Annotated in this window: 11 protein-coding genes; 3 read left to right on the forward strand and 8 right to left on the reverse strand. The window is 65.6% G+C overall.

Going from position 1 to position 11,578, the window contains the following annotated elements:
• Positions 1-31 precede the first annotated feature (31 nt).
• The 3 genes from zapE to N5D30_RS21950 form a co-directional block, all read right to left on the reverse strand.
• Positions 32-1,126, reverse strand: a complete 1,095-nt coding sequence (gene zapE, locus N5D30_RS21940; protein WP_220813913.1) for a cell division protein ZapE — start codon at positions 1,124-1,126, stop codon at positions 32-34.
• A 76-nt stretch (positions 1,127-1,202) separates the two neighbouring features.
• Positions 1,203-2,546, reverse strand: coding sequence for a tryptophan--tRNA ligase (locus tag N5D30_RS21945; protein ID WP_279910682.1), 1,344 nt, complete (start codon positions 2,544-2,546; stop codon positions 1,203-1,205).
• 17 nt (positions 2,547-2,563) lie between these two features.
• On the reverse strand, positions 2,564-3,196 hold the full coding sequence (locus N5D30_RS21950; RefSeq protein WP_279910708.1) for an alpha/beta fold hydrolase: 633 nt from the start codon (positions 3,194-3,196) through the stop codon (positions 2,564-2,566).
• 132 nt (positions 3,197-3,328) lie between these two features.
• Here N5D30_RS21950 and N5D30_RS21955 point away from each other — a divergent pair, with 132 nt between their 5' ends.
• Complete coding sequence (locus N5D30_RS21955; protein ID WP_220813911.1) at positions 3,329-3,763, forward strand: DUF1043 family protein; 435 nt, start codon at positions 3,329-3,331, stop codon at positions 3,761-3,763.
• Positions 3,764-4,068: 305 nt separating this feature from the next.
• Here N5D30_RS21955 and cysN read toward each other — a convergent pair whose 3' ends face one another.
• From cysN to N5D30_RS21975, 4 genes are all read right to left on the reverse strand, one after another.
• Positions 4,069-5,967 carry a sulfate adenylyltransferase subunit CysN gene (cysN, locus tag N5D30_RS21960; RefSeq protein WP_279910683.1) on the reverse strand — a complete coding sequence of 633 codons (1,899 nt, stop codon included), beginning with the start codon at positions 5,965-5,967 and terminating at the stop codon, positions 4,069-4,071.
• 12 nt (positions 5,968-5,979) lie between these two features.
• The gene (cysD, locus tag N5D30_RS21965; RefSeq protein ID WP_279910684.1) at positions 5,980-6,897 is read right to left on the reverse strand and encodes a sulfate adenylyltransferase subunit CysD; all 918 of its coding nucleotides are present in this window, start codon (positions 6,895-6,897) and stop codon (positions 5,980-5,982) included.
• Positions 6,898-7,050: 153 nt separating this feature from the next.
• The gene (locus N5D30_RS21970) at positions 7,051-7,809 is read right to left on the reverse strand and encodes a Nif3-like dinuclear metal center hexameric protein (RefSeq protein WP_279910685.1); all 759 of its coding nucleotides are present in this window, start codon (positions 7,807-7,809) and stop codon (positions 7,051-7,053) included.
• Between the two features lie 57 nt (positions 7,810-7,866).
• The gene (locus N5D30_RS21975) at positions 7,867-8,223 is read right to left on the reverse strand and encodes a helix-turn-helix transcriptional regulator (protein ID WP_220813907.1); all 357 of its coding nucleotides are present in this window, start codon (positions 8,221-8,223) and stop codon (positions 7,867-7,869) included.
• A 124-nt stretch (positions 8,224-8,347) separates the two neighbouring features.
• Here N5D30_RS21975 and N5D30_RS21980 point away from each other — a divergent pair, with 124 nt between their 5' ends.
• Together N5D30_RS21980 and algW are read left to right on the forward strand one after the other, a co-directional pair.
• Positions 8,348-8,803, forward strand: a complete 456-nt coding sequence (locus N5D30_RS21980) for a hypothetical protein (protein WP_279910686.1) — start codon at positions 8,348-8,350, stop codon at positions 8,801-8,803.
• Positions 8,804-9,004: 201 nt separating this feature from the next.
• Positions 9,005-10,168, forward strand: coding sequence for a Do family serine endopeptidase AlgW (algW, locus tag N5D30_RS21985; protein ID WP_279904696.1), 1,164 nt, complete (start codon positions 9,005-9,007; stop codon positions 10,166-10,168).
• Positions 10,169-10,417: 249 nt separating this feature from the next.
• Here the strand turns inward: algW and hisC are convergent, their stop codons facing one another.
• Positions 10,418-11,473 (reverse strand): histidinol-phosphate transaminase, encoded by a 1,056-nt coding sequence (hisC, locus tag N5D30_RS21990; protein WP_279910687.1) that lies wholly within the window; start codon positions 11,471-11,473, stop codon positions 10,418-10,420.
• Between the last annotated feature and the right edge of the window lie 105 nt (positions 11,474-11,578).

Raw genomic sequence — 11,578 nt, forward strand, 5'->3', positions numbered from 1 at the left:
GCGTTTTCGTAACTGGCGGACGTTGGCGCCGTTACGGCTTGTGCGGGCGCGACAGGAACTCGTGCGACTGCATCTCCAGCAAGCGGCTGAGGGTGCGCTGGAACTCGAAGTTCAGGCGCCCGCCGCTGTACAGGTCCTTCAGCTCCACCTCGGCCGAGATGATCAGCTTGACGTTGCGGTCGTAGAACTCGTCCACCAGGTTGATGAAACGCCGCGCCATGTCGTCCTTGGCCACGCCCATCTGCTCGACGTTGGCCAGGATCACCGCGTGGAAGATCTTGCCCAGCTCGATGTAGTCGTTCTGGCTGCGCGGGCCGTCGCACAGCTCGCGGAACTCGAACCAGGCCACGTCCTCGCAGACGCGCACGGCATTGATCGCGCGGTTCTCGATGATCAGCGCCTCGTTCTCCATCGCGTGGGTGCAATCCGGCAGCAGGCTCTGGAAGCTCTGCTTGAGACTGGTCTCGGCCTCGGCATCCAGCGGCCAGTGGAACAGCTCGGCCTGCTCCAGGGCACGCAGGCGGTAGTCCACGCCGCTGTCGACATTGACCACCTCGGTGTATTCCTTGACCAGGGCGATGGCCGGCAGGAAGCGCGAGCGCTGCAGACCGTCCTTGTACAGGCCGTCCGGCACGATGTTGGAGGTGGCCACCAGGCTCACGCCATTCTTGAACAGCTCTTCCAGCAGAGTCGCGAGGATCATCGCGTCGGTGATGTCGGAGACGAAGAACTCGTCGAAGCAGATCACCCGCGCCTCGTCGGCGAAACGCTTGCCGATGATGGTCAGCGGGTTGCGCTCGCCCTTGAGGGTCTTCATCTCCTCGTGGACGCGCTTCATGAAGCGGTGGAAATGGGTGCGCATCTTCTGTTCGAAGGGCAGCGCATCGAAGAAGGTGTCGACCAGATAGGTCTTGCCGCGGCCGACGCCGCCCCAGAAGTAGATGCCCTTGACCGGTCCCTGGCGCTTCTTGCCGAACAGCTTGCCGAGCAGCCCGGAGGACGCCTGCGAGTCCGCCACGAGATCGTCGTACAGGCGCTGCAGGTGGCGCACGGCGTTTTCCTGCGCGGCGTCGTGGAAGAAGTCCGGCCGCTTCAGATCGGCCTGATAACGCTCAAGAGGAGTCATGCTGGGAACTTCGGTAACAAAAACGGGGCGGTCACTTTAGCGACGGCCCCGTTGCTTGGCAATCACGCCGTGTGCCTCACTCCTGCGGGGCGAGCGCCTCGCGCAGGCGGGCGATGGCGTCATCCCGCGCAGCGGCATCGGCGAAAGCCGGGCTCTCGCCGATTGGCTCGTCGTCCAGCCACACGGAGAAACTCTCGCCTTGGGCGCGCACATCCAGCGCCTCGCCGGACTTCAGGCGCTTGCTGGCCTGGCCCGCCGCCTTGCCGTCGGCGAACGACCTGGACAACAGCAGCTGCTCGCCGGCGGTGTCCAGCAGACGGAAGCGGAAGCTGCCGTCATCGTCGCGGAAGCTGACGATGCGCGCACTCTTGGTCGCCTTCTTCTTCTCGCCCGCCACCTGCACCTGCTCGCGGAACGAGCGTAGGCCCACCGCCTCGCGCAGCTCGCCGAGGAACGGCGTGGCGATCCGGCGCGCCTTGGCGGCGCCGGCCAGGAGAATGTCCTCCAGGTCGGCCGGCTTGGCGATCAGTGCGTGGTAGCGCTCGCGGGCCTCGCCCAGCTCGGCGTCGAGCAGCTGGAACAGGCGGCTCTTCGCCTCGCCCCAGGCCAGGCCGCCTTCCAGTTCGGCGCGGAACTCGGCCTGCTGGGCCTGGGTGGCGAAGGCCTGGTAGAGGGTGAACAGGTGCGAGCCGTCGGCATCCTTGGGCTCGCCCGGCAGCCTGGAGTCGGTGACGATGCGGGCGATCGCCTCCTTCAGCTGCTTGGCGCTGCCGAACAGCGGGATGGTGTTGTCGTAGCTCTTGCTCATCTTGCGGCCGTCGAGACCGGGCAGGGTCGCCACTTCTTCCTCGATCACCGCCTCGGGCAGGGTGAACAGTTCCTTGCCGGCGCCGAACAGGTGGTTGAAGCGCTGGCCGATGTCACGGGCCATCTCTACGTGCTGGATCTGGTCGCGGCCGACCGGCACCTTGTGCGCGTTGAACATCAGGATGTCCGCCGCCATCAGCACCGGGTAGCTGAACAGGCCCATGGTCACGCCGGCGTCCGGGTCTTCGCCCTGTTCGACGTTCTTGTCCACCGAGGCCTTGTAGGCGTGGGCACGGTTGAGCAGGCCCTTGCCGGCGACGCAGGTGAGCAGCCAGCACAGCTCGGGAATCTCAGGGATGTCGGACTGGCGATAGAAGGTCGCCTTGTTCACGTCCAGGCCACAGGCCAGCCAAGTGGCGGCGATCTCCAGGCGCGAACGCTGGATACGCGCCGGCTCGTCGCACTTGATCAGCGCGTGGTAGTCGGCGAGGAAATAGAAGGAGTCTGCGTCGGCGGCGCGGCTGGCGACGATGGCCGGGCGGATGGCGCCGGCGTAGTTGCCCAGGTGCGGGGTGCCGGTGGTGGTGATGCCGGTGAGGATTCGGGTGGTCATCTGGAATTCGCTTCGACTTATTGGAGGCGCGGCTGCACAAGCTCTTTCAGTTCGGGCAACTTGCCATGAAAAAAGTGGCCGCATTCTGCCACCTTCAGCAGCTCATGGGCACGGGGAAGGTCCGCCGACCAGGCGTAGACGGACTCGGGCTCGACCACCTCGTCCTGCTCCGGCTGGATCACGACCAGCGCGCCACTCCGGGGCAGATGCTCGGGCGCCTGCAGGCGGTGCACGGCGGGGGCGACCATGAACAGGCGGGGAATCGCCACGCCCTGGTCCTCCAGGCGGCCGGCCAGGGCACCGGCGACGAAGCCGCCGAAGGAGAAGCCGAGCAAGGTCAATGGCAGCTGTGGGTAATGCTCGCGCAGCCAGTGCGCGACCGCCTCGGCGTCATCCACCTCGCCCGTGCCCATGTCGTGGCTGCCGGCGCTGGCGCCGACGCCGCGGTAGTTGAAGCGCAGGGTGTGGTGGCCCATGTCGCGCACCGCGCGCTGCAGGGTGGAGACCACCTTGTTGAGCATGGTGCCGCCCTGGACCGGATTGGGATGGCAGATCAGGGCGACGCCGCGGGCGTCCGGCACTTCACAGAACAGGGCCTCGAGCGGGCCGCAGGGACCGTCGAGCTGCAGAGGATTTTCGCGGATCAACAGCAGGAACTCCGTGACCCCGGGCAGGGTCGACACGTCTTGGTTAGGCACATCGCACAACAGGGCTTTGCCGCGGTATACAGTGTCGGCGAGAGCCGCTACCGTAAAGCAAAGCCGCTTTCAGAGGAAGGACTCGTGGAACAATCGCTCACCCCCTGGCTGCTGCCCGCCATCGCCCTGCTGGTCGGCGTCGCTGTCGGCTTCCTGGCGGCGCGCCTGCTGCCCAACACCGCCCCCGGCCGCACCCAGCGCCAGCTGGACGAACTGCAGCAGCGCTTCGACAGTTACCAGAGCGAAGTGGTCACCCATTTCAACACCACCGCCAGCCTGGTGAAGAAGCTCACCCAGAGCTACCAAGACGTGCAGGAACACCTGTCCCTCGGCGCCAGCCGCCTGGCCGCCGACGAACTGACCCGCCAGCGCCTGCTGGCCGCCCTGAACACTGATGAGAGCAAAGCCTCGCGCGAACGCCTGACCCCGCCGAAGAGCACCGAGGCGCCCAAGGACTACGCAACCAAGGACCCGGACAGCCCCGGCACCCTGGACGAAACCTTCGGCCTCAAGCGCTGAATCCATCTCAATAGAAAGGCTATGTCCCCGTTACGTGTTGGTGACGCAATTCTGCTCTTGTGGGAGCGGCTGGGCGGCATTCCGATTGGCCGCGAAATTCGCGGATAAATCCGCTCCCACAAGGTGTGCAACAACTAACGTGGACATAGCCAATAAAAAGCCCCGCCAGTGCGGGGCTTTTTATTGGATGTTGGTAAATGCCCAGGGGCAGGTGCGCTACACGCACCGCGAGCGGAATACCGGTGCGTGCGGCGCACCCCACGGAAAAGCCCCACACCAGGCGGGGCTTTTCGCATGAGGCTCGATCAGATCGCCCCGCGCGAACGCAGCAGGTCCAGCACCTGCCTGACGCCCTCTTCCACCGAGACCGACTGGGTGTCGATCACCAGATCGGCGTTCAGCGGCACGTCGTAGGGGAAGGACTCGCCCGGGATGTTGTCGCCAGCGGCGGCGTACAGCCCCTGCGGATCGCGCTCGCGGCACGCCGCCGGCGAAGCCTGGACGTACACCGTGATCAGGCGATCCTCGCCGATCAGCGCCCTGGCCTGCTCGCGACCTTCGGCATCCGGGGCAACGAAGGCGGCCAGGGTCAGCAGGCCGGCCTCGTTGAACTGGCGGGCGACATGGGCGGCGCGGCGCCAGTTCTCGGTGCGTCCGGCGCGATCCTGCGGCAGCCCCTTGTTCAGGTCGTGGCGCAGGTTCTGGCCGTCGAGGACGTAGACCGCACGGCCCATGTCGAACAGCTTGCGCTCCACGGCATAGGCCAGGGTGCTCTTGCCGGCGCCGGACAGACCGCTGAACAGCACGGTGGCCGGTTGCTGGCCGAAGCGCGCGGCGCGCTCTTCGGTGGAGACGTGGGCCAGCTTGCCGTGATGACCGCCGCCCTGGCCAGCCTGCGGCGCGGCGATGATCATGCCGGCGCCGACGGTGCCGTTGGTCAGACGGTCGATGACGATGAAGGCACCGGTGGTGCGGTTCTGTCCGTAGCCGTCGAGGGCGATGGGTGCGTCGAGGGCGACCTTGACCCGGGCGATCTCGTTCAGCTGCAGGCTGCTCGCGGCGGTCTCCTCCAGCGTGTTCACATCGACCTTGTGGCTGATGCTCGGAATCGAGCCCGGCACATAGCTGGTGGCGCGCTTGATATCGTACTTCTTGCCGGGGAGCATCGGTTCCTCGGCCATCCATACCAGCATCGCCTCGAAGCCATCGGCGACCAGCGGAAGGTTGTCGGCATGCACCAGCATGTCGCCGCGCGACACGTCGATCTCGTCTTCCAGGGTCAGGGTGATGGCCTGGCCCGGGCCGGCCTGCTCCAGCTCACCTTCGTAGGTGACGATGGACTTGACCTTGCTGCCCTTGCCGGACGGCAGCGCAACCACTTCGTCGCCCTTGCGCACGATGCCGCTGGCCAGGGTGCCGGCAAAGCCGCGGAAGTTCAGGTTCGGGCGATTGACGTACTGCACCGGGAAGCGCATGTCGTTGAGGTTGCGATCGCCGGAAACCTCGACGGTCTCGAGGATTTCCATCAGCGACTGGCCCTGGTACCACGGCGAGCGCTCGGACTTGTTGACCACGTTGTCGCCCTTCAGCGCCGACATCGGCACGAAGTGCAGCGAACTGGTCTTCAGGTCAATCTTCTCGGCGAACTGCAGGTAGTCGGCCTTGATCTGCTCGAACACGCCCTGGTCGAAGCCCTTGAGGTCCATCTTGTTGATGGCGACGACAATGTGCTTGATCCCGAGCAAGGAGGCGATAAAGCTGTGGCGTCGGGTCTGGGTCTGCACACCGTAGCGGGCGTCGATCAGGATGATGGCTAGGTCGCAGGTGGAGGCGCCGGTGGCCATGTTGCGGGTGTACTGCTCATGGCCGGGGGTGTCGGCGATGATGAACTTGCGCTTGGCGGTGCTGAAGTAGCGGTAGGCCACGTCGATGGTGATGCCCTGCTCGCGCTCGGCCTGCAGGCCGTCCACCAGCAGCGCCAGGTCGACCTCGTCGCCCGTGGTGCCGACCTTCTTGGAGTCCTTGGTGATGGCTTCCAGATGATCTTCGTAGATCATCTTGGAATCGTGCAGCAGGCGCCCGATCAGGGTGCTCTTGCCGTCGTCGACGTTGCCGCAGGTGAGGAAGCGCAGCAGTTCCTTGCGCTCGTGCTGGGCCAGGTACGCAACGATGTCCTGGCTGATCAGATCGGATTGATGACTCATGGTGCGGAATCCTTAGAAATAGCCCTGACGTTTCTTCTCTTCCATCGAACCGGCGCCGTCGTGATCGATCACACGGCCCTGGCGTTCGGAAGTACGGGTCAGGAGCATTTCCTGGATGATGTCGGTCAGGCTGGTCGCCTCCGACTCCACTGCGCCGGTCAGCGGGTAGCAGCCGAGGGTGCGGAAACGCACCATCTTCTTCTGGATGCGAGCCGTCTCCTCGTCCGACAGGTGTTCGAGGATGCGCTCGTCGTCGATCATGATCAGGGTGCCGTTCTTCTCGATCACGTCGCGTTCGGCGGCGAAGTACAGCGGAACGATCGGAATCTGCTCCAGATAGATGTACTGCCAGATGTCCAGCTCGGTCCAGTTGGAGAGCGGGAACACGCGGATCGACTCGCCCTTCTTGACCTTGCCGTTGTACACGTTCCACAGCTCGGGGCGCTGGTTCTTCGGATCCCAGCGGTGCTTGCTGTCTCGGAAGGAGTACACGCGCTCCTTGGCGCGGGACTTCTCCTCGTCGCGGCGGGCACCACCGAAGGCGGCGTCGAAGCCGTACTTGTCGAGCGCCTGCTTGAGGCCCTCGGTCTTCATGATGTCGGTGTGCTTGGCGCTGCCGTGGGTGAAGGGGTTGATGCCCTGGGCGACGCCGTCCGGGTTGACGTGGGTGATCAGGTCCAACCCCATCTCCGCGACCATCTTGTCGCGGAAGCTGTACATCTCCTGGAACTTCCAGCGGGTGTCGACATGCATCACCGGGAACGGCAGCTTGCCAGGGAAGAAGGCCTTGCGGGCCAGGTGCAGCATCACCGCGGAATCTTTGCCGATGGAGTACAGCATCACCGGGTTGTCGAACTCGGCGGCCACCTCACGAATGATGTGGATGCTTTCCGCCTCGAGCTGTTTCAGGTGCGTCAGTTTGTCGAGCATGGCTTATCACGGTCTGGGATGGACGGCCGGCGGGCCGTGGACGAGCGCGCACTCTAGCACAGCGCCCTCTTCTATTCAGGCGCCCACTTAGAACTAAACGATCTAGTTTTATGCCCGAAAATCAGGGACTTTCCAGCGAGGCCAGGCAGCCTTTCAAACCGGATTCGGACAGTCGATGAACAGGTGCTCTAGGGCGAAGCGCCGCGCCAGATGATCGCCCAGCGCCTGCACACCGTAGCGCTCGGTGGCATGGTGGCCGGCGGCGACGAAGCTGATGCCGTTCTCCCGGGCGCTGTGGAAGGTCTGCTCCGAGGCCTCGCCGGTGAGGAACAGGTCGACCCCGGCGGCAATGGCGTAGTCGATGTAGCCCTGACCGCCGCCGGTGCACCAGCCGATGCGGCGCACCATGCCCTGCCCTTCCACCAGCAGCGGCTCGCGCCCCAGCACGTCCTGCACGCGACGGGCGAAGTCGCGCGGCGACAGCGGTTCGGCCAGCGAGCCGAGCAGGCCGACCACCCTGGGATTGTCCGGATCGAGCGGGCCCTCCACGGTGATGTCGAGCTGGCGGGCCAGTTGCACGTTGTTGCCGACCTCGGGGTGCAGGTCCAGCGGCAGGTGGTAGGCGAGCAGGCTGATGTCGTTGCCGAGCAGGGTCTGCAGGCGGCGGCGCTTCATGCCGGTGATGCAGGCGTTCTCGCCCTTCCAGAAATAGCCATGGTGGACCAGCACCACATCGGCCTCCGCCTCCACCGCCGCATCCAGCAATGCCTGGCTGGCGGTGACGCCGCTGACGATACGGCGCACCTGCGGTCTGCCCTCGACCTGCAGGCCGTTGGGGCAGTAGTCGCTGATACGCGCGGCGCCGAGGAAACGGTCGGCTTCCTCCACCAGGGTGGTCAGGGCAATGGCCAAGGTCGTCTCCTCTCTATAACGGTCGGCTGCGCGAGGGCGCAGCCTGGCAGCGGGAGTCTACTCGGAAGGCCGCATGATCTCGAGAAAGGCCTCCTGCCGGCGGCCGCTCATGGTGCGGAAGCGCTGCAGCAGGTCGAATTCCCGCTCGCTGCGGATGCGCCGCGGGTCGGCCAGGTAGTTGGAAGTGTCTTCCTGCAGGTTGGGCGCCTCTTCGGGCCAGCCGTCGACCAGCACGTCCAGGGATATCTTCAGCACCTGGCGCAGGAGCAGCAGCACGGCGAAGCTCGGCGTTTCGCGGCTGTTCTCCCACGCGGAGACCGAGGCCTTGGTCACGCCGACCTCGAAGCCCAGTTGCTCCTGGGTCAGGCCGGCCGCAAGGCGGGCTCTACGCAAGGTTCTGCCGAAAGCGCTCATGACCTACTCTTCTCATTGATGCGCAGAGTGTAGGGAGCGGCCTGATCGGTGTCGTATGGCTGAAATTGACCAACAATATATGGAAGAACGATACTCTGGCCTTTCCCCGCTGAACTGGAAGGCCATGCCACCGATCATCCTCGAGCCGTCGCAGGTACCGCCCGGAATAATCGTCCGCAGCATGGCGAGGAGCCTCGTCGCGGGCCTGCTCGGCGGTGCGCTCCTGTGGTTGGACAATGACTGGCTGGCAATGTGCGCCATTGCGCTGCTGCTCTATGCCCTGGCCGGGCTGCTCTGGTATCCCCTGGCCGAACGGCGCCTGCGCCGGGAAGTCATCCGCATCGACGCGGACGGCATCGCCTGGCCCGGCCAGTCGCTCGCCTACCACGACATCGCCCTCGTGCTCTATCGCCGCTATGGCGCGCACGACCGGCAGCTCCGGCTGAAGGGCGGGCACAGCGGCCATGCCATCGCCCTGCAGCACTACCGCATGCCCGCCGGCCTGGACGACCGCAGCCTGGCCGAACTGCTCGCCGAGCGGGTGCGCAGCAGGAACCCCAAGGCCGTGATCGACATCTGACCCGACGCCCTTCGACGGGCCCTTCCCCGCCCCGCTACAGCGCACCCGAGACTTGGTCGGAGAGTGCGGCTGCCCCCTCGTATTTGCCGAAAGCCCCCTTATAATGCCGTCGCTATCAGGCCCGTCCGGGCACGCCTGCGCCCCACTCGCAGGACAATGCCCGCAACCGCGGCGGCCTCTTCCAACAGGACCTTTCTTCCGATGCTCAAGGCATTGCGTTTTCTCGGCTGGCCTCTCGTGGCCGGTCTGTTGCTGGCGTTGCTGCTGATCCAGCGCTACCCGCAGTGGGTCGGCATGCCCGGCAACGAGGTGCATCTGCAGCAGGCCCCGCGCTACGGCATCGCCCAGGAAGGTCCGGTCTCCTATGCCGACGCGGTGAGCCGCGCAGCCCCTTCCGTGGCCAACCTGTACACCACCAAGATGGTCAGCAAGTCCAGCCATCCGCTGCTGGACGACCCGGTGTTCCGCCGCTTCTTCGGCGACAACCTGCCCCGCCAGCGGCGCATGGAGTCGAGCCTGGGCTCGGCCGTGATCATGAGCCCGGAAGGCTACCTGCTGACCAACAACCACGTGGTGGCGGATGCGGACCAGATCGTGGTGGCGCTCAAGGACGGCCGCGAGACCCTGGCCCGCCTGATCGGCAGCGACCCCGAGACCGACCTGGCGGTGCTCAAGATCGACCTGAAGAACCTGCCGGCCATCACCCTCGGCCGCTCCGACCAGATCCAGATCGGCGACGTCACCCTGGCCATCGGCAACCCTTTCGGCGTCGGCCAGACCGTGACCATGGGCATCATCAGCGCCACCGGGCGCAACCAGCTGGGTCTCAACACCTACGAGGACTTCATCCAGACCGACGCGGCGATCAACCCCGGCAACTCCGGCGGCGCGCTGGTGGACGCCCACGGCAACCTGATCGGCATCAACACCGCGATCTTCTCCAAGTCCGGCGGCTCCCAGGGCATCGGCTTCGCCATCCCGGTCAAGCTGGCCCGCGACGTGATGAAGGCGATCATCGAGCAGGGCCAGGTGATCCGCGGCTGGCTGGGCATCGAGGTACAACCGTTGACCCCGGAGCTGGCCGAATCCTTCGGCCTGCAGGGGCGCGCCGGAATCCTTGTCGCCGGCATCTACCGCGGCGGTCCGGCACAGAAGGCCGGTCTGCAGCCGGGTGACCTGATCCTCAAGATCGGCGACGAGGCTGCAGTAGACGGCCGCCGCTCGATGAACCAGGTGGCGCGCACCCAGCCCGGCGAGAAGGTGAATATCGAGGTGCTGCGCGGCGGCGAGACCCTGAAGCTGACCGCCGAGATCGGCGTGCGCCCGCCGGCCTCGGCCGAGGTGCAGCAGCCGCAACAACCCTGAGAAGCGGCCATGAAAAAGGCTATGTCCTCGTTAGTTGTGTAGTGCCCTGACCCCTTTTGGATCCCCGCCTGCGCGGGGATGACGGTTTCGGAAGATTCCCCCTACCTCGTCATCCCCGCAAAGGCGGGGATCCAGGGACAGGCAACTGCAGTGTTCAGACAGAGGGGCTTGCCTGCGCAACACGTAACAACGGGGGCATGGCCATGAAAAAAGGCGCCCCGCGGGGCGCCTTTTTCGTTGCGGCGGTCGTTACAGAACCTGCCCCAGCGCATCCAGCAGTGCCTGGTTCTGCTCCGGGTTGCCGATGGTGATGCGCAGGAACTGGGCGATGCGCTGCTGCTTGAAGTGGCGCACGATCACGCCGTGCTCGCGCAGCGCCGCGGCCAGCTCACCGGCATCCTTCTGCGGGTGGCGAGCGAAGACGAAGTTGGCCGCTGACGGCAGCACCTCGAAGCCCAGTCCGGCGAGCGAGGCGACCAGCTGCTCGCGGCTGTCGATCACCCGCTGGCAGGTCTCGCGGAAGTAGGCCTCGTCCTCGAAGGCCGCCGCCGCGCCGACGATGGCCATGCGGTCCAGCGGGTAGGAGTTGAAGCTGTTCTTGACCCGCTCCAGCGCCTCGATCAGGTCCGGGTGGCCGACCGCGATGCCGACCCGCAGGCCCGCCAGGGAGCGCGACTTGGACAGGGTCTGGGTCACCAGCAGGTTCGGATAGCGATCCACCAGCTTGATCGCGGTATCGCCGCCGAAGTCGATGTACGCCTCGTCCACCACCACCACGCTGTCCGGGCTGGCCTGGAGCATCCGTTCGATGGCCTCCAGCGGCAGCAGGCAGCCGGTTGGCGCGTTAGGGTTGGGGAAGATGATGCCGCCGTTGGGCCGCGAGTAATCCTCGACGCGAATCTGGAAATCATCGTCCAGCGCCAGCGCCTCATAGGGAATGCCGTACAGGCCGCAGTAGACCGGGTAGAAGCTGTAGGTCACGTCGGGGAACAGCAGCGGCCGGCCGTTCTGGAACAGGCCGTGGAAGGCGTGCGCCAGTACCTCGTCGGAGCCGTTGCCGACGAATACCTGGGCGGTGCTCACGCCGTAGTAGTCGGCCACCGCCTGCTTGAGGCGGTCGCTGTTCGGGTCCGGGTACAGGCGCAGGCTGTCGCCCAGCTCGGCCTGCATGGCGGCGACCGCCTTGGGCGATGGGCCGTAGGGGTTCTCGTTGGTGTTCAGCTTGACCAGCTTGGTCAGTTTCGGCTGCTCGCCCGGCACGTAGGGCACCAGGTCCTTGACGAAGGGGCTCCAGAATTTGCTCATCTGCCCTTCTCTCCTCGAATTGGTTCGTGTTGCTTTTCGTAGGAGCGAGCTCTGCTCGCGAATGGCTCGCTTAAAAGCTTCGCGAGCAGAGCTCGCTCCTACAGC

The organism is Pseudomonas sp. GD03875, from assembly GCF_029840585.1.
In the GTDB taxonomy this organism is placed as follows: domain Bacteria; phylum Pseudomonadota; class Gammaproteobacteria; order Pseudomonadales; family Pseudomonadaceae; genus Aquipseudomonas; species Aquipseudomonas paralcaligenes.